The organism is Allobosea sp. GW821-FHT03A12 (assembly GCF_058986765.1).
Map to the genome: position 1 here is coordinate 13,779 of NZ_JBYSVZ010000009.1, position 18,796 is coordinate 32,574.

Below are 18,796 nucleotides of genomic sequence, written 5' to 3' on the forward strand. Positions count from 1 at the left end.
CTACCCCTTCACCGCGCCGGCGGTCAGGCCCGCGACGAGATGCTTCTGCATGAGGATGACGAAGGCGAGCACCGGCACGAGCTGCACGGTCGAGGCGGCGAAGAGCACGCCCCATTCGACGCCCTCGACGGCGCCGATCATCTCGGAGATCACCAGCGGTGCGGTCTTCGCCTTGGTGGTGGTGAAGATGAAGGCGAAGAGGAACTCGTTCCAGGCGTAGACGATGACGAAGACCGAGACGGCGAGCATCCCTTGAGCCGCCATCGGCAGGATGACGCGGGCGATGATCTGCATCTGCGAGGCGCCGTCCATCATCGCGGCTTCGTCGAGCTCGCGCGGGATCTGGTCGATGAAGGTGCGCATCACCACCGTCCCGAGCGAGACGAAGAAGGTGGCGTAGAGCACGATCAGCACGAAATGGGTGTCGTTGAGGCCGAGCCAGTTCACCACCGGGAAGAGCGGCAGCGTGATCACGATCGGCGGGATCAGCCGGATGAAGATCAGGAAGAAGGCAGAGGCCTGCAGGCCCTTCGAGGCGAAGCGCGAATAGGCGAAGCCCGCGAGCAGGGAGACACCGACGGCGAGCACGGTCGCGCCGACCGTGACCAGGAAGCTGTTCCACAGCCCGAAGAAGAAATCGCCCCAGCGGCTCCAGAGCGCCTGGTAGTTCGCCAGGGTCGGAGAAAAAGAGAGCGCGCCCGTAGTTGAAAAAATGTCGCGGTCGGCCTTGAAGGACGACATGGCGATCAGGCCGATCGGCACCAGCGACCAGGCGACGATCGCGAGCACGCCGACGAGCTTGAGGAGATGGCGCAGAAGCTTAGGCACGCGCGAACATCTCCCTGTAGAGCCGGCGCAGATAGAACAGCGCGAGCAGGAGCGAGGCGAGCACCAGGAGCCAGCCGGTGGCGGCGGCCGGGCCGAAGGCGTTGTAGCGGAAGGCCTCGAGATAGAGATAGACCGCCATCACCTCGGTCGAGCGCGCCGGGCCGCCGCCGGTCATCAGCCAGACCTCGGAGAACAGCCGGAAGGCGAAGATGTAGCGGAACAGGGCGGCGATCAGCAGCGCCGGCATCAAGAGCGGAAGGGTCACCCGGCGGAACGAGGTCCAGGGCGAGGCGCCGTCGATCGCTGCGGCCTCGTAGAGATCGCTCGGGATCGAGAGCCGCGCGGCATAGAGGATGATGAAGCTGAAGGGCAGATGCAGCCAGATCGAGAGCAGGCTGACCATGGCGAGGCCATGGCTCGGGTTCACCGCCCATTCGATCGGCGGCAGGCCGAGCGACATCAGCAACCGGCTCATCATCCCGACGTCGGGCTCGAACAGGAAGCGCCACATCACCACCGCGGAGACCTCGCTGACCGCATAGGGCGCGAGCACGATCGCGAGCAGCAGCGGCCGGAACGGCACGCCCGAGGCGAAGAACAGCGCCATGCCGAGGCCGAGCAGGAGCTCGACATGCACCACCACGGCAACGACGATCACCGTGTTGAGCAGCGCTTTCCAGAAATAGGCATCGCCCAGCACCTTGGCGTAGTTGGCGAAGCCGACATAGCTCGCGGCCTGGCCGAAGGAAGACTGGTTGAGGCTGAGCCAGAATACGTAGATCGCCGGCAGGAAGATGATGCCGCCGATCATCAGCTGCACCGGCGAGACCAGCGCGATGGCGGAGAGGGGCGTACGGGCGCTCATCACGCGATCCTGAAGCGCGCGAGCGCATCGCGGTCGATCTCGACGCCGAGACCCGGCCCCTGCGGCACGGAAAGCTTGCCGTCGATGAGCCGCGAGCCTTCGCCGACGATCGGGCGGGTGAAGGCGTCGCGCAGCGGGTTCTGGTAGACCATGCACTCGAAGGTGCGAAAGGTCTCGGCCGCGGCGGCAAGCTGCAGGCTGGCGGCGACGCAGATCGCGCCGGACCAGCCGACATGCGGGGCGTAGGCCGTGTTGAAAGCGGCGGCGAGCTCGCAGATCCGCCAGGTCTCGCTGATCCCGCCCGAGCGCGTCACGTCAGGCTGGATCAGCCCGAGCGAGCGGTCCTGCAGCGAGATCAGCGCATCGCTAGCGACGAAGTCGCTCTCGCCAGCGGCGAGGCGGATCGGCAGGTGCTGGGCGAGGCGGCGATAGCCCTCGCGATCCTGCGGCGCGATCGGCTCCTCGAAGAAGCCATAGCCGAGATCGGCCAGCGCCCGCCCGACGATCAACGCATCATCGACATCATAGGCCCAGTTGGCATCGACATAGAGGGCGATGTCGTCGCCTGCGAGCTTGCGGACGAGCTTGGCACGCGCGATCGCATCCCGGAGCGGATGGCCGAGCTTGACCTTGATCTCGCGGAAGCCGGCCTTCAGCACGGCGGCGACCTCGGCCTCGACGGTGGCGTCATCGAGCCAGTTGATCGAGGAGGCGTAGGCCGCGACTTCGGTGCGTCCCATGCCGCCGAGCAGCTTGTGGATCGGCAGGCCAGCCTGCTTCCCGGCAATGTCCCAGAGCGCGATGTCGACCGCGGCGATCGCCTCGACGATCTGGCCGCCCGGGCGTCCGGACAGGGCGGCGCGCATCGCCTTCCAGAGCGCACGTCGGTCGGCGGCATCGCGACCGATCAGGCGAGGCACCAGTGCCTCCTCGATGAAGCGGGCATAGCCGGCGGCGCCGCGGCGGCAGAGCCCTTCGCCGAACCCGATGGTGCCGTCTTCAGTCTCGACCTCGACCACGACGATCTCGATCGCCGGATAGTCGCCCTGCGAGGTCCGCTGGACCTTGGGCAGAGTCGCCCGCAGTGGATGTGCGGTGACCCTCGAGATGCGGCTGCCCGACATGAAGGGGTGTCCTTCGGCTGTTCAACTTATCTGATAGGTTGAACAGTTGCCAAGCTGAGCGGCGTCTGTCAATGATCCCCAAACGGAGGTGATCGATGAGCGATGCCGCTTCATCCTTGCTCGGTGGCGACGACCCATTCGCTGGCGGCGACGTCGTGCCGATGCGGCTGGGCGACGCCGTGATCCAGCGCATCACCCAGGCGATCCAGGATGGCAGGCTGAAGCCCGGCGACGCCCTGCCGTCAGAGGCGCGCATCGCCACCTCCTTCGGCGTCAGCAAGCCGATCGCCCGCGAGGCGATCCGCCAGCTCGCGGCGATGGGCGTCGTCCATATCCAGCAGGGCAAGCCGACCCGGGTGCAGGCGCTCGACGCCGCTCCGCTCGACCGCTTCTATCGTTTCGCCGTGCGCGGCCGCGCCAATGGCCTGACCGAGGCGGTGGAGCTGCGCCGCATCCTCGAGCCACCGATCGCGGCCCATAGCGCGGAGCGTCGCTCGGCTGAGGATATCGAGAGGCTCGATCTCATTCTCGCCCGCATGGAAGACGCGCTCGGCCATGTGCCGCGCTGGATCGAGGCCGATCTCGACTTCCATGAGGCGATTGCGGCCTCGTCCGGCAACCGCCTGCTCGACTTCCAGATCAGGGGCCTCAGGCCGGTGATCCGCGAGGTCATGGAGATCTTCAATTCGCGCGAGAAGCGCACCAAGGATGACTGGCGACGCACCTTCGAGCGGCATGTCCGCGTCGTCGAGGCGATCCGTGCCGGCGATCCGGCCGCGGCCTCGGCCGCCATGAACAAGCATTTCGAAGCGGCTGAAGCCGCCATCGCGGAACTCGCGAACCATCGGGAGGACAGGCATGGGCACGGAGACGGGACTGAATCGTAGGCAGTTCGGCGCCGGCATTCTCGGGTTGAGCTTCACGGCGCTTGGGACCGGAGGCGCCCGCGCGCAGCAGAGCGGGCCGTTCAACGTCTTTACCCATCGCGTCATGCAGACGGTCGCGACTGGCGCGCAGGGCGGCGACATCACCAAGGACTGGGCCGCGAAGAATGGCGTCAACGTCCAGTGGACGACATTCGACACCGGCCCGCTGCAGGAGCGGCTGTTCCGCGAGGCGAGCCTCGGCGAGACCTCGGTCGATGTCGGCTTCGTCGTCAACACGCAGGTGGTGCCGCGTGCCGCGGGCCTATTCGAGCCGCTCGACGATTATCTCAAGCGCGACCCGGTCGAGGACCTGGCCGACATCTTCCCGGGGTTGATGAAGGGCATGAATGTCGGCGGCAAGCAGCTCGCCGTGCCGTTCCGCCATGCCTCCTCCGGCCTGCACTACAATGAGGAGATCCTGGCCGAGAAAGGCTTCTCCAAGCCGCCGGCGACGATCGAGGAGATGATCGAGATCGCCAAGGCCTGCAGCTATCGCCGCGGGGACGGCACGCAGGTGGTAGGCCTGTGCACGCCGGGGGTGACCTATCCGAACGTGATCGACCTTGCCCGCGCCTGGGACGGCGAGTTCATCACGCCCGACTTCAAATGCGCTGCCGACCAGCCGCCGATGCTGACCGCGATCAGGACCTTGCGCGAGCTCTTCCAGGCCAATGCCTTCCCGCGCAATTTCGCGACGCTCTCGCCCGAGGACGTCAATGTCTGGATGCAGCAGGGAAGGGCGGCGATGAGCCTGCAGAGCATGGGCCGCAACCGCATCTACAACGATCCGCAAAAGTCGAAATTCTCCGGCAAGATCAAGACGATCGCCGTGCCGGCCTCGAAGACGCTGGCCGGCAAGTACGATGCCGCTCCGGCCAAGGTCGAGTTCTGGGGCATGGTCATCCCGAAAAACGCCAGGCGCAAGGACCTCGCCTGGAGCTTCATCAAGGCGATGGCCTCGAAGGAGGCGACCCTGAAGGCGGCGCTCAACGGCAACGGACCGGTGCGTGCCTCGACCTATGCCGACCAGAGCTTCGCCGGGACGGTCCCTTACGCTGCCGAGGAGTTGAAGGTGCTCAAGGTGGCGCGCGTGCCGCTGCCGGCCTTCGACGAAGCGGCCCGCGCCGGCGATCTCTTCAAGGAAGAGGCGGAAGCCGCGGTGCTCGGCATGAAGACGCCCGAGGAGGCAATGGCCTCGCTGGTCAAGCGCGTGCAGCCTCTGCTGCCAGCCTGAAGCACACTGTCATTCCGGGGCGCTGCGCAGCAGCGAGCCCGGAATCTAGAAGCGCCGGAGCGTCGAATGGAGGCGCTCGAACTGTAGCATGTAGGCGATCTCCGCCTGTGGTTCTGGATTCCGGGCTCTTCGCTGCGCGAAGCCCCGGAAAGACGGGGCGGGCGACAGATCAGGAGAAGAGCCATGTCGAAGACCATTCTCTCGCGCCGCACCTTTGGCTTGGGTGCCGCTGCCGCATCTGTCCTGCCCGGCCGCGCCTTCGCACAGGCAAAGACACTCACAGCCCTCGGCCATCGCGTCCACCAAACCGCCGCCACGACAGGGCCAGGCGGCGATGCCACCGAGGCCTTCCGCAAGGCGAGCGGGGCGAACCTGAACTGGGTCACCTTCGGCGACGTCAACGCCGTGCACGAGCGCCTGCTGCGCGAGGCCTCGCTGGCCGAGACCTCGATCGACGTCGCCTATCTCGTCAATGGCCGCGCTGTGCCGCGCAATCTCAAGCTGTTCGAGCCGCTCGATGCGTTCATGAAGGATGCGCCGATCGAGGCCTTCGACGATTTCGCACCGGGGCTGATCGCCCCGCTCAAGGTCGACGGCGCGCTGCATGGCATCCCGGTCCGCCACGCCACCAATGCGCTGATCTACAATGAGGCGCTGCTGGAGGAGCGCGGCATCAGCAAGCTCCCGGCGAGCTTCGAAGAGCTGGTCGAGGTCGCGCGCAAGCTCACCTTCAAGCGCGAGGACGGCACGCAGGTCCACGGCCTCGCCTTCACCGCCGTCTTCGCCTCGAATTTCCTGACGGTCTCGCGCTGCCTCGGCGGCGACTACATGACGGCCGACGGCAAGCTCACCGCCAACGAGCCGGCCATGGTCAAGGCGCTGACCATCCTCGCCGATCTCTACAAGGCCGGCGTGCTGCCACGGAATTTTGCCACGGTGAACAATGAGGAGATCACCACCTGGATGCAGCAGGGCAGGGCGGCGATGACGATCAATCCCTTCGCCCGGCTGGTCTCCTACAACGATCCGGCCAAGGGCAAGTATGGCGGGCGCTTCAAGTCATTGCTACCACCGATGGCGGTCGATCTCGCCGGGAAGATGGCGTTCGCGCCGACGGTCGAGTTCTGGTCGCTGATGATCCCGAAGAACGCCAAGCAGAAGCCGCTCGCCTGGGAATTCATCCGCGCGCTGTCCTCGAAGGCCGGCACGACGGCGATGGCGCTCAACGGCAACGGGCCGACCCGCATCTCGACCTATGCCGACGAGAAGTTGAAGGCGGCGATGCCCTATGCCGCCGACGAGGCCGCCGCATTGAAGGCCTCGCGCATCCATTTGCCGGCCTTCGACGAGCAGGCTCGCGCCCATGACATCTTCATCGAGGAAACGCAAGCCGCCGTGCTCGGTCGCAAGCCGCCGCAGCAGGCGATGGACGATGCCGTCGCCCGCGTGAAGCCGCTGCTCGGCTGATGGCGGGTCAACTTTCGAGGCGCGTCGCCCTCGTCACCGGTGCGGCGCGCGGCATCGGGCTGGCGATCGCGACGCGGCTCGCCGAAGGTGGCGCGCATGCGATCATTCATGATCGGGACGCAGCCACGGCCCGCGCGGCCGCTGCCGATCTGCAAGCGAGAGGCCTCGCGGCCTCGCCTTTGATCGCCGATCTTGCCGAAGCTGCGGCCCCCACTGCGATGGCGGCGGAGCTGACGGCGAACGGCATCGAGCCCGACATCCTCGTACTCTGCGCCTCCGTCGAAACGCTCGAAACCTGGGATGTGGTCTCGGAGGCCGCAATGGCGACTCAGACGCAGATCAATCTCCACGCCACTGTGCGGCTTTTGCAGGCCTTCCTGCCGGGCATGCTGGACCGCGGCTTCGGCCGGTTGATCGCGATCGGCAGCGTGCAGGAGAAGCGTCCCAATCCGACGCATTTCTACTACGCCGCCACCAAGGCGGCGCAGACCAACATGATCCTCAACCTGGCGCGGAGCCTGCGTGTCCCTGATGTCACCTGCAATATCATCCAGCCCGGCGCGATCCTGACCGATCGCAACCGCGGCGTCCTGGCCCAGCCCGGACGGGAAGAGCAGGTGCTCGCCCGCATTCCCCTCGGCCGGCTCGGCCGCGCCGATGATTGTGCCGGGATCGCACTGCTGCTCTGCTCGCCCGAGGGCAGCTACATCAACGGCGCCGAGATCGCGGTCGATGGTGGGCTGCGGCTTTGATGGAGGTCACTCCGGCCACCGGCATGACGACATGCCATCGTGAATCTGTGACGAGATGTTCGCGCAGGCGCGTCGCGTCGGCAGGTGGCGCGAAGCGCTCGTCGACCAGTACGTAGTCCACTGCGGCGAGATTTTGGGTGACGATGGCGTCGAAGATCGCATGTCCGATGACGCCGGCTCCGATGATGCCGACCCGCTGGTAGGTCATGTGCCTCTTCCCTGTCCCGGGTCCAGCGGAGCGGCTCGGCGAGCAGCGCTCCAATTCTAGCGATTAGCGATAATATGATCACGCATCGAGCACGCGCGGCGGGCGCTTCCCCGGCAGGCGGGCTAGGCCTTCGGCGTGAGGCTGTCGACGAGCAGGTCGCCCGTGGCGAGAACATGCTTGCGCAGCAGGTCGCAGGCCCGCTCGACGTCGCGCATCTCGCAGAGCGTCAGAATGCTGCGATGCTCGGCCTGGGACTGCTCGAGATGATGCGTCTGCTCCCAGGTGTAGCGGAGGTAGCGCTCGAAATTCATCCGCAGCGTCTCGATCATCTCCAGCGTGCGGGGACGCCTCGCCGGCGCGTAGAGGATCTGGTGGAAGCGGCCGTTCAGCAGGATCTTGGCGTCGACGGCCGTGGCAGTGTCGAGCTCGTCGAGCACCTTTGCAGTAGCAAGAAAATCGGCGCGCACCATGTTGGGGATCGCCCAGCGCAAGGCCTGGCATTCCAGGATCGCGCGCAACTGGCTGATTTCCCAGGCCTCGTCGCGACTCATCACTGCGACGGCGACGCCGCGGCGCGGCTCGGCCGTGAGGAAGCCCTCGCCGACGAGCTGCTTGAAGGCCTCGCGAACGATCATCTGGCTCACGCCGAACTGCGTGGCGATGGCGTCCTGCCGCAGCCGCTCGCCGCCCGGCAGCCGGTTGCGGAGGATAGCGGCGCGCAGATCGTCGGCGACGACCGCGGCGGCCGACCGGCTGTCCCGGCGCGATGCCGGATCCACGATGCTCATAGGGTCCAAACGACGTCCGCCCTGTGCGAGATTAGCGATTTGAAGGCGTCAACTGGCTCCCTTTTCATCGAGGTGTTTTCATAAGTCAATCGGCGCAGCAGGGCGGCGATGCGCCCTGAAGCTCTCTGGGCCGCTCGGAATCGTGAAGGAGTTGACGGCTTTCAAATTAGCGATTATCGCTAATTTATTCCAGCTTGAACGGAACGGTTTTCCAATGCTTCGCTTGTCCGACTTCGACGCCGTCACCTTCGACGTCTACGGCACCCTGATCGACTGGGAGCCGTCGATCGTCGCCTTCCTCCAGGCCTGGGCGCAGGAGCAGCGGGTGACCGCGAGCGGCGACGAGCTGATCATGTCCTTCGACCGCGCCCGCGCCGCGATCCAGAAGGAGCGCCCGGCCCATCTCTATCCCGAGGTGCTGCGCCGCTGCTTCGACAGGATCTCGGGCGACTACGGCGTCGCGGTCCATCCTGCCCGGCGCGAAGCATTCTCGCGGACGCCGCACGACTGGCCGGCCTATGCGGACACGGAGGCTGGACTGAAGGCACTGCAGGCGCGCGCCAGGATCGGGGCGCTGTCGAACATCGACAACGCCTCGCTCGCCTCGTCCTGCGCCAAGATGAACATCCGCTTCGACATCATCGTCACGGCCGAGCGCGTCGGCGCCTACAAGCCCAGCGACGAGCATTTCGCCACGGCGCTCGCCGATCTCGACGCAGCCGGCATTCCGCGGCAGCGCGTCCTCCATGTCGGCCAGAGCCTTCGCGCCGACATCACGCCCGCCAACAGGCTCGGGCTCACATCGGCCTGGATCAACCGGCCGAACCGCCTGCTCGGGCTGTCCGGGGAGGGCGCGGCCGAGGCCCGGCCGGACCTGACGGTGTCGAGCCTCGCGGAGCTGCTCGAAGCCATCGCCTGACGCTTGCGATCAACCGACAACGATAATGGAGCGGGACATGAAGGGCAGGATCTTGGGGCTGGCCGCCATCGGCGTCAGCCTGGCACTGGGAGTGGCGTCGGCGGCGCGAGCGCAAGCGACGGACGCCGTGATCGACCGGATCAAAGCGAAGAAGTCGATCTCGATCGGCTATCGCGAGGCGTCGATTCCCTTCTCTTATATCGACGCGCAGGGGAAGCCGACCGGCTATTCGACCGATCTCTGCATCAAAGTCGCGGCGACCGTGAAAACGGCCCTCGGCCTGCCCGATCTCGAGATCAAATGGGTACCGGTCAATCTGCAGAATCGCATCCCGCTGGTCGCCAACGGCACCGTCGACATCTCCTGCGAGTCGGCGGTCAACACGATCGGGCGCCAGGCACAGGTCGATTTCTCAAGCCCCTTCTTCATCTCCTCGACGCGGCTCCTGGTGAAGTCGAAGTCCGGCATCGCCGAGCTCGCCGACCTCAAGGGCAAGTCGATCGCCCTGCCGATCAACTCGGTCCCCGAGCGCCTGATCAAATCCATTATCGAGCGCGACAAGCTGAACATCCGGATCGTGCCGGTGCGGGACAATTCGGAGGGTTTCCTTGCCCTGTCGACCGACCGCGTCGACGCATTCTCGACCGACGACATCCTGCTGTTCGGGCTTCGCAGCAAGGCGCCGTCGTCCACAGACTACGAGGTCGTCGGCAAGCCGCTCTCCTACGACAGCTACGGCTTCCTCGTTCAGAAGAACAGCACGGTGTTCCTGTCTCTGGTCAATGCGACGCTCGCCCGGCTGGCGCGCGAAGGCGAGCTTCAGAAGGTCTACCAGACCTGGTTCGAGCCACTGGGCGTGCCGCTCTCGGCACCGCTGGCGACCACCTTCCAGATCATCGGGATCCCCGAGTGAGGCGGGGCGGGAGCTTCGGGGCAGGGCGGGGAAGAGTACGCCATGAACTACGCATGGAACTGGGGCGTCCTCGTCCAGTCCCCCTATCTGGAGTGGCTCGGCCAGGGCATCGTCATGACGCTGGCGGTCTCGATCGCAGCCTGGGTCATCGCACTCAGCCTCGGGACGCTGATCGGCATCTTTCACAGCGGTGCTTCCGGCGTGGTGCGCCTCGCCACAGGCTCCTATATCAACCTGTTCCGGAACGTGCCGCTGCTCCTGCAGATGTTCCTCTGGTTCTTCGTGGTGCCCGAGCTGCTGCCGAAGGCCGCGGGGACATGGCTGAAGCGGGAGCTGCCCTATCCCGAAGTCGTGACGGCGATCGTGGCGCTGGGATTGTTCACCGCCTCGCGCGTCGCGGTCCAGGTCGCCGCCGGCATCGCCGCCGTGCCCCACGGCCAGTCGATGGCGGCGCGCGCCTCGGGGCTTTCCACCGTGCAGGCCTATCGGCTCGTCCTGCTGCCTCAGGCCTTCAGGATCGTCGTTCCGCCGCTGACCTCGGAATTCCTGACGATCTTCAAGAACTCCTCGATCGCGCTGACGATCGGCGTCTACGAGCTGACGGCGCAGACCCAGCAGATCCAGAGCTTCACCTATCAGGGCTTCGAGGCCTTCACCGCCGCGACCGTCGTCTACATGACGATCGCCCTGATGGTGACGACGCTGATGGCGGTCATCGAGCGCAGGGTCTCGATCCCCGGTCCGACCGCGAGGGGATGAGCAATGTCCGGCTTCGACATCTCCGTCATTCTGGGCGCTCTGCCTTTCCTGGCGAAGGGGCTCGGCCTCAGCCTCGGGCTGACTGCCATCGCCATGATCGGCGGCCTGGCGCTGGGCCTGGTCATCGCCATCGTCCGCCTCTCGCGCTTCCGCGTCCTGGCGATGCTCGCCGCGCTCTATGTGAACGGCTTCAGGGCCGTTCCGCTGATCCTGGTGATCTTCTGGTTCTATTTCCTGGTGCCGCTCCTGCTCGGCCGGCCGGTCGGCGCGCTCTACTCGGTGCTGATCGCCTTCGTCATGTTCGAGGGGGCCTATTATTCCGAGATCATCCGGGCCGGCCTGAATAGCGTCCGGCCGGGGCAGTGGCAGGCCGCGCAGGCCTCCGGCATGACCTATCTCCAGGCGGTCCGGCTCGTCGTGCTGCCGCAGGCGCTGCGCAAGATGGCGCCGCTGATGGTCACGCAGGGCGTCGTGCTCTTCCAGGATACGTCGCTGGTCTATGTCGTGTCCCTCCACGACTTCATGACCTCGGCCAGCATCGTCGCGAACACCCAGAACCGCATCGTCGAGCTCTATGTGTTCGCCGCGCTCGTCTACTTCGCCCTCTGCACCGCCGGCAGCACCCTGGCGCAGCGCCTGAGCAGCGACCGGCAGCGTGCGCGTTAGCGTCGCCGGCGCCCCATTCCCTCGCAACCGCGGGACAGCATGAACGACATGGTCGAGATGATACGGATCGAAGGATTGTCCAAGAGCTATGGCGACGTGCCGGTCCTGCGGAACTGCAGCCTCGATGTCGCGCGCGGCGAAGTCGTGGTGATCTGCGGGCCGTCGGGCTCAGGCAAGAGCACCTTCGTCAAATGCATCAACGGGATCGAGCCGGTCCAGGCGGGCCGCATCGCGATCGACGGCGAGGATCTCCCGTCGAAGTCCGCGGCAGCCGCCAGGGTCCGTGCGCGGGTCGGCATGGTGTTCCAGCACTTCGAGCTCTACCCGCACCTCACGGTGCTGGAGAACATCTGCCTGGCGCAGATCCACGTACTCAAGCGTAGCCGTGACGAAGCGCAGGACAAGGCCCGCCGCCTGCTTCGGCGTGTCGGTCTCGCCGACAAGGAAGCGGCCTATCCGGCGCAGCTCTCGGGCGGGCAGCAGCAGCGCATCGCCATCGTCCGGGCGCTGGCCATGGACCCGGTCGCCATGCTGTTCGACGAGCCGACCTCCGCCCTGGATCCGGAGATGATCGGCGAGGTGCTGGCGGTGATGCTCGAGCTCGCCCGCGAGGGCATGACCATGGTCGTCGTCACCCACGAAATGGGCTTCGCCAAGGCCGCCGCCGACCGGGTCGTCTTCATGGACCAGGGCGAGATCGTCGAGGTCGCCGAAACCGTGCGCTTCTTCGCCGAGCCGGCCTCGGAACGCGCTCGCCTCTTCCTGTCGCGCATCCTGGCCCACTGACATGACCGACATGCCCCTGCCGAGCCCCGACGACGTCCTCGACGCCGCGCGCGTCCTGCAGCCCGTGGCGGTCCGCACGCCGCTGCTACACTCGCCCGCCCTCGACCAGCTGACCGGTGGCGAGATCCTGCTCAAATGCGAGAACCTGCAGCGCTCCGGCGCCTTCAAGTTCCGCGGCGCCTATAACCGACTGCACCGCCTTGATCGCGCGGCGTTCCCCGGCGGTGTCGTCGCCTACTCGACCGGCAATCACGGCCAGGCGGTCGCGACAGTGGGCCGGATGCTCGACATCCGCGCGACCATCGTCATGCCGAGCGACGCCCCCGCCAACAAGATCGCCAAGGTGCGCGAGAACGAGGGCGAGGTCGTGCTCTACGAGCGCGGCAGGCAATCGCGCGAAGAGATCGCGGCGCGGATCGCCGCACGCATGCCGGTGGCGGTCGTGCCGCCGGGCGACGACCGCTTCGTCATCGCCGGCCAGGGCACGGCCTTCCTCGAAGCCTCCGAGCAGGCAGACGGCACGGTCGATCTTGTGATCGTGCCCTGCGGAGGCGGCGGGCTCGCCGCCGGAACGGGGCTCGCCATGGAGGCGGCAGGCTCGCGGGCGGAACTCTGGGCGGCCGAGCCCGAGGATTTCGACGATACCAGGCGCTCGCTCGCGAGCGGCAAGCGCGAGGTCAACGAACGCCTCTCCGGCTCGCTCTGCGACGCGCTGTTGGCACCGACGCCGGCCGAAATGCCGTTCTCCTTCAACCGTCGCAAGCTGTCGCGGGTGCTGACGGCCTCGGATGACGAGGTGCTCGCCGCCATCCGCTTCGCCTTCGAGCATCTCCGCCTCGTCGTCGAGCCTGGCGGGGCCGTCGCCCTGGCGGCGCTACTGGCGCGGCCCGAAGCGTTGCGCGGGCGGCGTACCGTCGTGCTGCTCTCCGGCGGCAATGTCGAGCCGGACGTTTTCCGCAGGGCGCTCGGGCCCCACTGAGCGCCGCCCGAGCCTCACCGACCGAACACCAAGCCTCGCTCATCGAGCCGTCAACAGGAAACGCCATGTCTTCGCTCGCCAACAAGTTCGCAGCCCTCTCGACCGACAACGCACCGGGGCAGGAGGTGCGGCGCTCGGATGCCGACACCCGGGCCCTGATGATTGGGGAGGCGCTGCCGGGCCGCGCCGTCGACTTCTCGCATGGCGATGTCGACGCCTTCCCGCCGCCGCCGGACGCCATGGAGCGCTTCGCCGAGGCGGTGCGGATCGGCGGGCGCCAAGCCTACACCGAATATCGCGGCTCAGCGGACATCCGCGCCGAGCTGGCGATGCGGCTCGAGGCCTTCACTGGCGCCCCGGTCTCGACCGATGCCGGCCTCATCGTCACGCCCGGCACGCAGGGCGCGCTGTTCCTGGCGATGGCCGCGACCGTCGCCCCAGGCGACAAGGTCGCGATCGTCCAGCCGGACTATTTCGCCAACCGCAAGCTGGTGCAGTTTCTCGGCGGCGAGGTCATGCCGGTCGCGATGGACTATCTCGGCGGTGGCGAAGGAGCCGGCCTCGACCTGTCGGCACTGGAGGCGGCCTTCGTGGCCGGCGCGAAGGTCTTCGTCTTTTCCAACCCCAACAACCCGACCGGAGCGGTCTACTCGCAGCGCGAGATCGGGCGGATCACAGACCTGGCCAAGCGCTACGGCGTCACGGTCGTCGCCGACCAGCTCTACTCCCGCCTGCGCTATGACGGCGAAAGCTATACGCATATCCGCGCGAGCGGCCTTCCCGACGAGCAATGCGTGACGATCATGGGCCCGTCCAAGACGGAGTCGCTGAGCGGCTACCGGCTCGGCGTCGCCTTCGGCGCGCCGGCGATCATCGACCGGATGGAGAAGCTGCAGGCGATCGTGTCGCTACGGGCGGCGGGCTACAATCAGGCAGTGCTGCGCTCCTGGTTCGCCGAGCCGGCAGGCTGGATGGAGCAGCGGGTGAGCGACCATCAGCGCATCCGCGACGATCTGCTGGCGATCTTCGCCGAGGCCGGCTTCCCGACCCGGCGCCCGCAGGCCGGAAGCTACGTATTCCCGACCCTGCCGGCCCTGCGCGTTGCGCCGCTCGACTTCGTCCGGCTGCTTCGCCAGCAGGCGAACGTGATCGTGACGCCGGGGACGGAGTTCGGCCCGCATCCGCACAGCATCCGCCTGAACTTCTCGCAGGACCGGAGCGCAGCGCTGGATGCTGCACGCCGGATCGTCGAGATGGTTGAACGATACAGACCCTGAATGAGTGTGCGGCAGCACCGCTGCGCGCCAATACGACGGCTCAATGGCATCGGCGCATAAGCGACTCGCATTCCAGCGGTCGGGTCGCTAGCGTAGCGGATGTGAGTTGCGTAGCGATGAGGTGGTGTCATGCCCAACGCCGACGCCGTAGTGATCTCGTCTTATGAACAGCGGAAAGCTGCTGTGCTGCGAGCTGCACAGCTGATCTCGTCCTCGCGGGGCTCCGATGGCGAGCGGGAGTTCGAGATGCTGACCGAGGCAATCGCGGATTTCGATATCCGCCAGGAAGCTCTCGGCTATATCGAGATTCCGCCAGCGTTCATGCGTTTCCTGTCCAGTGGGCATCAGGGCCGGCTTTCGGGCAGCCGCCGCTGAGACGGAAAAAGGGCTCGTCGGTAGGCGCTGCGCCCGGATACCGAGAGTAACGGGCGCCTTGGCTTACGCCTGGCGGGGCGCTGACGTGACCAGCCAGATGCCGAGAACGATGATGGCGAAGCCCGCGAAGTGGAACCAGGCGATCCGCTCGCCGAGCACGATGAAGCCCAGCACAGCGCTGGTCGGCGGCAGGAGGTGCATGAACATGCCGGTCCTGCCGGGACCGAGCGTCGTGACCGAGCGGTTCCAGAAGATATAGGCAAGGATCGAGGGGAAGACCGCGAAATAAATCAGCGCGCCGGCGGTCGCCATGGTGAGCCGGAAGCCGCCTTGCGCTGCGTATTCCCAGGCGACGGCCGGCAAATGGAACAGGACGCCGAAGAATACGGTCACGCCGAGAAATGCCATCGGCGGGAGGCCCGTCGGTCGCCAGCGGATCAGCACGGTGTACAGCGCCCAACAGCTCATGCCGGCGAAGACCAGAATGTCACCCCGGTTGAGCGCGACGCTCAGCAGCATCCGCGGGTCCCCGCGGCAAATCACCAGAACCGCGCCGCAGAGCGAGAGCGCGATCCCGGCAAGCTGTCGCCGCGTCAGGCCCTGGTTCAGGATCAGATAGGCGAGTGTGAAGGTGACGACGGGCAGGAGGGAATTGACCAGTGCCGCATTGGCGACCGGCGTATGGCGCAGCGCCGCATAGACGAAGCAGTTGAAAGCGGTCACGCCGATCGCGCCGAGCAGCGCGAGGAATGGCAGGTTGCTGCGGATGCGCGGCCAGGAGCTGGCGATCGGCCGCCAGCAGAACGGCGCAAGGATGAGAAGGGCCAGACTCCAGCGCCAGAACGACATCTGCACGGGCGGAATGGCCTCGCGCATCAGCCGCGCTATCAGGAAATTGCCCGACCAGAACAAGGGCGGAAGCATTGCCAGCCAATAGGCTGCGCGTGGGATGCCCGCCTGCTGCTTCGTGGCCGGGATCGTCCCGCCGGCAGGTTCAGTGCGCATCCGAGGGGCGCCTGGTGCTGCGCAGCTCTGTGTAGCGTCCGAGCACCACGTTCACGCCGACGGCCAGCAGGAAGACGACGATCAGCAGCGCATACATGCGCGGCATGTCGAAGGTCGCATAGGTCTGGATCACGGCGTAGCCGAGCCCCTGATTGGCGAGTTTGGTCTCGGCCAGCAGCGTGCCGATGATGGCGACGCCAAGCCCGATGCGCAGGCCGTTGATGACCGGTGCGCGCATCGCGGGCAGGTAGATCTTGCAGATCATCTGGCCGACATTGAGCCGGAAGCTGAGGCCGACCCGGATCAGCACGGTATCGATCTCGCGCATCGCCGCGGCGACGCTGATCGCGACCGGAAAGAACGAGGACAGCGCCCCCATCGAGACCTTGGAACCCGGCCCGACGCCGAACCACATGATCAGCAGCGGGAAGAAGATGATCTTCGGGGTCGGCCCGAGGTAGTGCAGCAGCGGCTCATAGGCGCGCTGCAGGAAGCGATTGCTTCCGAGCAGGATGCCGACGGCGACCCCGGCGCCGCCGCCGATGAGGATCGCCAGCGCGACCTCGCCGGCAGTGACGCCGAGATTGGCATAGAAGGTCGGCTCGATCAGGAGATGGGCGAGCGCCCGGATGATGAGCAGCAGCGACGGCACGACATCGCGATAAAGCAGCCCCGAGCGCGCCGTCACCTCCCAGATCGCCAAGAGCGCCAGGATGATGCCGACCCGGGTCAGCAGAACCGCCCGCGCCTGGCCCATCCTGGCCGGGCGGCTTTGCGGATGGGCGAGGGTCGTTGTCGTCATCGCGTCGTCACTCCAGCTGGACGAGGCCGTCGATGGGCAGGCTCACTTGCGCGGCGGAATCTGAATCAGCTCGGCGAGCTGATCCTTGGTCAAGGGCTGGGCGGTGTATTTCAGCGCCACCGCATCGGGAACGATGGCGTCGAGGCCCACGATCTTGTCCGGGTCGAGCGCCTCCTTCGGGAAGAAATCGTCCCGCGTGCGCTTGGCGATGGTCTCCGGAATCCCGACGAAATCGGCATAGGCCTTGATCGCCGCATCGCTGGAATACATAGCGTCGACGGTCTCGCGATAGGCGGCCATGTAGCGATCGATGACGGCCTTCTTGTTCTGGAGCACGCTGGTGTTGGTGATCAGCAGACGGACCGTCTGGCCCTTGAAGGTCTGGGTGTCGTTGCCGGTCGCGACGACGCGGATCTCGCCCTTGTCGAGCTGAGGCAGGCCAAAGGGCGGGGCGGCCCAGCCGACATCGATCTGGCCGGACATCACCTGGGTCAGCGTCGGCGCCGGGCCGCCGGTGGCGGTCGGCCGGATCTTGAGGCTGTTCTCCTTGATGAAGGCGTTGACGACGCCATGGGTCGACGAGCCATTGGTCGAGAACGAGACCGTGTGGTTCTGCAGGTCCTTGAGCGCCTTCACCGGAGAATCGCTTTTGACGTACCAGTAGAGGTCCTTCGCCCCGGTGGTCTCGGCGCCGATGATGCGGATCGGCGCACCCTTCGAATAGGCCGAGAGCGCACCCATGATGCCGCCGGCGACGCCGATGTCGACACTGTTGGAGAGCACGGCCTGCTGGGTCTCGCCGCCGCCCTGGGTGTAGAGCATCTCGAGCTCGAGATTGTGCTTCTTGAAGATGCCGAGCCTCGTGCCGATCTCGGACACCGAGGTATCCCAGTTGCCGCGCTGGCCGATCGCCAGCTTGAGCTTGTCCTGGGCCGCGGCGTCCTGCGCGATCGAGAGCGCGAAGCCGAGTGCCGCAAGCGTCGACATGACCGTCTTGAACGTCGTCATCCTGTCCTCCCGTGGCGCCAGCTCGGTGCGGCTGGCCTGCGTCGTCTTGCCTTCGCTTCTGTGGCGAAGTGGAAACTCTGGAGATTGCGCGCCTCCCTCAGATCTTGAAGGCCTCCAGCGTGCTGGAATGGAAGAGCTCGTCGACGGCAAGCCGCCGTGAGGACAGTCCCTGGCTATGATGGGCCTCGAGGAACGCCTCCAGCGCATGGCGATTGGGGCCGACACCATAGGACCAGAAATCCTGGCCCATCAGGGTGCGCGCCGCCTGCAATTGCTCCTCCACGAAAGGCAGCGTGATCTTGGTAGCGGATGTGTCCGAGAGCTTGGCGAGAGCGGCGGCCTTGGACTGCTCGAAGGCCTTCAGCAATGCGGCCGGCAGCCAAGGCTGGGCCTCGGCGATGCTGCGGCGTACGCACAGCACATGCATGATCGGGAAGATGCGGGTGCGGCGATAATAGTCCGACGCGGCGGCGGTCGGATCCGGGAACAGGCGCGCGATCTTCGGGTGACCGGCATCGAAGGCCGGCGGTGACCGCGGCCCGATATAGGCGTCGATCTCGCCGGCCATCAGCATCTCGTTGAGCGAGCGGTCGGCCGGCGCCGGCTCGACCGTGATCTCCGGCGGAAGCTCGATACTGATCTTCTCGGCGCGGCCGGGTTGCTCCAGACCTCCGCGAACCCAGGTCACATCGCTCGGCTTCACGCCATAGTCATTTTCGAGGATGGCGCGGATCCAGACACAGGCGGTGAGCTGGTATTCCGGGCAGCCGATGCGCTTGCCCCTGAGATCCTCCGGACGCGCGATGCCGCGATCGGTCCTGATGAAGATGCCGGTGTGGCGGAAGGCGCGCGACAGGAAGGCGGGAACGCCGACATAGGGGCTGTCGCCGCGCGCCGTCTTGAGGGTGAAACTCGACAGCGACGCTTCGCAGACGTCGAACTCGGCATGGCGGAAGGCGCGGAAGAAGATTTCCTCCGGCACCAGCTTCATGAAGACGGGGTCGACACCGTCGATCTGGACCGCCCCATCGAGCAGGGGGCGGTTGCGATCATAGTCGCCGATGGCGATGGACAGGCGCAGATCCGACACGCAATTCCTCCCAGCTAGAGCCGGA

General features: G+C 66.4%; 21 protein-coding genes. 12 read left to right on the forward strand and 9 right to left on the reverse strand.

The annotated features are described in order from the left end of the window. From AC3WLC_RS28845 to AC3WLC_RS28855, 3 genes are read right to left on the reverse strand one after another with little or no spacing between them, the layout of a single operon-like run. Positions 1 to 828 (reverse strand): carbohydrate ABC transporter permease, encoded by an 828-nt coding sequence (locus tag AC3WLC_RS28845; protein ID WP_493687333.1) that lies wholly within the window; start codon positions 826 to 828, stop codon positions 1 to 3. Then, positions 821 to 1,693 (reverse strand): carbohydrate ABC transporter permease, encoded by an 873-nt coding sequence (locus AC3WLC_RS28850; protein WP_493687334.1) that lies wholly within the window; start codon positions 1,691 to 1,693, stop codon positions 821 to 823. Before AC3WLC_RS28850 ends, AC3WLC_RS28845 begins: the two co-directional genes overlap by 8 nt. Further along, entirely contained in the window at positions 1,693 to 2,817 is a 1,125-nt protein-coding gene (locus AC3WLC_RS28855) for a mandelate racemase/muconate lactonizing enzyme family protein (RefSeq protein ID WP_493687335.1), read from the reverse strand. Before AC3WLC_RS28855 ends, AC3WLC_RS28850 begins: the two co-directional genes overlap by 1 nt. A 95-nt stretch (positions 2,818 to 2,912) precedes the next feature. On the opposite strand from AC3WLC_RS28855, the gene AC3WLC_RS28860 reads away from it, so the two are divergent. The 4 genes from AC3WLC_RS28860 (at position 2,913) to AC3WLC_RS28875 (ending at position 7,196) form a co-directional block, all read left to right on the forward strand. Further along, on the forward strand, positions 2,913 to 3,704 hold the full coding sequence (locus AC3WLC_RS28860; RefSeq protein ID WP_493687336.1) for a FadR/GntR family transcriptional regulator: 792 nt from the start codon (positions 2,913 to 2,915) through the stop codon (positions 3,702 to 3,704). Then, positions 3,676 to 4,977: an ABC transporter substrate-binding protein gene (locus AC3WLC_RS28865; RefSeq protein ID WP_493687337.1), complete on the forward strand. Its 1,302-nt coding sequence runs from the start codon at positions 3,676 to 3,678 to the stop codon at positions 4,975 to 4,977. The genes AC3WLC_RS28860 and AC3WLC_RS28865 overlap by 29 nt, the downstream gene beginning before the upstream one ends. 183 nt (positions 4,978 to 5,160) lie before the next feature. Beyond that, on the forward strand, positions 5,161 to 6,444 hold the full coding sequence (locus AC3WLC_RS28870) for an ABC transporter substrate-binding protein (protein WP_493687338.1): 1,284 nt from the start codon (positions 5,161 to 5,163) through the stop codon (positions 6,442 to 6,444). Beyond that, positions 6,444 to 7,196, forward strand: a complete 753-nt coding sequence (locus AC3WLC_RS28875; protein ID WP_493687339.1) for an SDR family NAD(P)-dependent oxidoreductase — start codon at positions 6,444 to 6,446, stop codon at positions 7,194 to 7,196. Before AC3WLC_RS28870 ends, AC3WLC_RS28875 begins: the two co-directional genes overlap by 1 nt. Here AC3WLC_RS28875 and AC3WLC_RS28880 read toward each other — a convergent pair. Then, positions 7,153 to 7,404, reverse strand: a complete 252-nt coding sequence (locus AC3WLC_RS28880) for a hypothetical protein (RefSeq protein WP_493687340.1) — start codon at positions 7,402 to 7,404, stop codon at positions 7,153 to 7,155. The two genes, AC3WLC_RS28875 and AC3WLC_RS28880, sit on opposite strands and share 44 nt — an antisense overlap. A 122-nt stretch (positions 7,405 to 7,526) precedes the next feature. Further along, positions 7,527 to 8,192: a GntR family transcriptional regulator gene (locus AC3WLC_RS28885; protein WP_493687341.1), complete on the reverse strand. Its 666-nt coding sequence runs from the start codon at positions 8,190 to 8,192 to the stop codon at positions 7,527 to 7,529. 214 nt (positions 8,193 to 8,406) lie between these two features. On the opposite strand from AC3WLC_RS28885, the gene AC3WLC_RS28890 reads away from it, so the two are divergent. The 8 genes from AC3WLC_RS28890 to AC3WLC_RS28925 all read left to right on the forward strand — a co-directional run bounded on the left by AC3WLC_RS28890 (position 8,407) and on the right by AC3WLC_RS28925 (position 14,866). Continuing rightward, the gene (locus AC3WLC_RS28890) at positions 8,407 to 9,111 is read left to right on the forward strand and encodes an HAD-IA family hydrolase (protein WP_493687342.1); all 705 of its coding nucleotides are present in this window, start codon (positions 8,407 to 8,409) and stop codon (positions 9,109 to 9,111) included. A gap of 37 nt (positions 9,112 to 9,148) precedes the next feature. Continuing rightward, positions 9,149 to 10,024: an amino acid ABC transporter substrate-binding protein gene (locus AC3WLC_RS28895; RefSeq protein ID WP_493687343.1), complete on the forward strand. Its 876-nt coding sequence runs from the start codon at positions 9,149 to 9,151 to the stop codon at positions 10,022 to 10,024. 42 nt (positions 10,025 to 10,066) lie between these two features. Continuing rightward, positions 10,067 to 10,783 (forward strand): amino acid ABC transporter permease, encoded by a 717-nt coding sequence (locus tag AC3WLC_RS28900; RefSeq protein WP_493687344.1) that lies wholly within the window; start codon positions 10,067 to 10,069, stop codon positions 10,781 to 10,783. A gap of 3 nt (positions 10,784 to 10,786) precedes the next feature. Continuing rightward, a complete protein-coding gene (locus AC3WLC_RS28905; protein WP_493687345.1) occupies positions 10,787 to 11,449 on the forward strand; it encodes an amino acid ABC transporter permease in 663 nt (220 codons plus the stop codon). Positions 11,450 to 11,506: 57 nt separating this feature from the next. Further along, positions 11,507 to 12,235 carry an amino acid ABC transporter ATP-binding protein gene (locus AC3WLC_RS28910; protein WP_493687454.1) on the forward strand — a complete coding sequence of 243 codons (729 nt, stop codon included), beginning with the start codon at positions 11,507 to 11,509 and terminating at the stop codon, positions 12,233 to 12,235. 1 nt (position 12,236) lies between these two features. Beyond that, entirely contained in the window at positions 12,237 to 13,214 is a 978-nt protein-coding gene (locus AC3WLC_RS28915; protein WP_493687346.1) for a threonine/serine dehydratase family protein, read from the forward strand. 65 nt (positions 13,215 to 13,279) lie between these two features. Then, positions 13,280 to 14,491, forward strand: a complete 1,212-nt coding sequence (locus tag AC3WLC_RS28920; RefSeq protein WP_493687347.1) for a pyridoxal phosphate-dependent aminotransferase — start codon at positions 13,280 to 13,282, stop codon at positions 14,489 to 14,491. A 129-nt stretch (positions 14,492 to 14,620) separates the two neighbouring features. Beyond that, entirely contained in the window at positions 14,621 to 14,866 is a 246-nt protein-coding gene (locus AC3WLC_RS28925; protein WP_493687348.1) for a hypothetical protein, read from the forward strand. A gap of 63 nt (positions 14,867 to 14,929) precedes the next feature. Here the strand turns inward: AC3WLC_RS28925 and AC3WLC_RS28930 are convergent, their stop codons facing one another. From AC3WLC_RS28930 to AC3WLC_RS28945, 4 genes are all read right to left on the reverse strand, one after another. Next, on the reverse strand, positions 14,930 to 15,871 hold the full coding sequence (locus tag AC3WLC_RS28930) for a DMT family transporter (protein WP_493687349.1): 942 nt from the start codon (positions 15,869 to 15,871) through the stop codon (positions 14,930 to 14,932). Next, complete coding sequence (locus tag AC3WLC_RS28935; protein WP_493687350.1) at positions 15,861 to 16,673, reverse strand: ABC transporter permease; 813 nt, start codon at positions 16,671 to 16,673, stop codon at positions 15,861 to 15,863. The genes AC3WLC_RS28930 and AC3WLC_RS28935 overlap by 11 nt, the downstream gene beginning before the upstream one ends. Positions 16,674 to 16,715: 42 nt before the next feature. Continuing rightward, a complete protein-coding gene (locus tag AC3WLC_RS28940) occupies positions 16,716 to 17,681 on the reverse strand; it encodes an ABC transporter substrate-binding protein (RefSeq protein ID WP_493687351.1) in 966 nt (321 codons plus the stop codon). A gap of 97 nt (positions 17,682 to 17,778) precedes the next feature. Continuing rightward, positions 17,779 to 18,771 (reverse strand): ABC transporter substrate-binding protein, encoded by a 993-nt coding sequence (locus tag AC3WLC_RS28945; RefSeq protein ID WP_493687352.1) that lies wholly within the window; start codon positions 18,769 to 18,771, stop codon positions 17,779 to 17,781. Positions 18,772 to 18,796 lie beyond the last annotated feature (25 nt).

Coding starts and splice junctions, on each gene's coding strand:
- AC3WLC_RS28900 (WP_493687344.1), top strand. CDS start 10,067: ATGAACTACGCATGGAACTGGGGCGTCCTCGTCCAGTCCCCCTATCTG.
- AC3WLC_RS28940 (WP_493687351.1), bottom strand. CDS start 17,681: ATGACGACGTTCAAGACGGTCATGTCGACGCTTGCGGCACTCGGCTTC.
- AC3WLC_RS28920 (WP_493687347.1), top strand. CDS start 13,280: ATGTCTTCGCTCGCCAACAAGTTCGCAGCCCTCTCGACCGACAACGCA.
- AC3WLC_RS28865 (WP_493687337.1), top strand. CDS start 3,676: ATGGGCACGGAGACGGGACTGAATCGTAGGCAGTTCGGCGCCGGCATT.
- AC3WLC_RS28875 (WP_493687339.1), top strand. CDS start 6,444: ATGGCGGGTCAACTTTCGAGGCGCGTCGCCCTCGTCACCGGTGCGGCG.
- AC3WLC_RS28935 (WP_493687350.1), bottom strand. CDS start 16,673: ATGACGACAACGACCCTCGCCCATCCGCAAAGCCGCCCGGCCAGGATG.
- AC3WLC_RS28860 (WP_493687336.1), top strand. CDS start 2,913: ATGAGCGATGCCGCTTCATCCTTGCTCGGTGGCGACGACCCATTCGCT.
- AC3WLC_RS28870 (WP_493687338.1), top strand. CDS start 5,161: ATGTCGAAGACCATTCTCTCGCGCCGCACCTTTGGCTTGGGTGCCGCT.
- AC3WLC_RS28850 (WP_493687334.1), bottom strand. CDS start 1,693: ATGAGCGCCCGTACGCCCCTCTCCGCCATCGCGCTGGTCTCGCCGGTG.
- AC3WLC_RS28855 (WP_493687335.1), bottom strand. CDS start 2,817: ATGTCGGGCAGCCGCATCTCGAGGGTCACCGCACATCCACTGCGGGCG.
- AC3WLC_RS28895 (WP_493687343.1), top strand. CDS start 9,149: ATGAAGGGCAGGATCTTGGGGCTGGCCGCCATCGGCGTCAGCCTGGCA.
- AC3WLC_RS28925 (WP_493687348.1), top strand. CDS start 14,621: ATGCCCAACGCCGACGCCGTAGTGATCTCGTCTTATGAACAGCGGAAA.
- AC3WLC_RS28910 (WP_493687454.1), top strand. CDS start 11,507: ATGATACGGATCGAAGGATTGTCCAAGAGCTATGGCGACGTGCCGGTC.
- AC3WLC_RS28880 (WP_493687340.1), bottom strand. CDS start 7,404: ATGACCTACCAGCGGGTCGGCATCATCGGAGCCGGCGTCATCGGACAT.
- AC3WLC_RS28930 (WP_493687349.1), bottom strand. CDS start 15,871: ATGCGCACTGAACCTGCCGGCGGGACGATCCCGGCCACGAAGCAGCAG.
- AC3WLC_RS28890 (WP_493687342.1), top strand. CDS start 8,407: ATGCTTCGCTTGTCCGACTTCGACGCCGTCACCTTCGACGTCTACGGC.
- AC3WLC_RS28915 (WP_493687346.1), top strand. CDS start 12,237: ATGACCGACATGCCCCTGCCGAGCCCCGACGACGTCCTCGACGCCGCG.
- AC3WLC_RS28885 (WP_493687341.1), bottom strand. CDS start 8,192: ATGAGCATCGTGGATCCGGCATCGCGCCGGGACAGCCGGTCGGCCGCC.
- AC3WLC_RS28905 (WP_493687345.1), top strand. CDS start 10,787: ATGTCCGGCTTCGACATCTCCGTCATTCTGGGCGCTCTGCCTTTCCTG.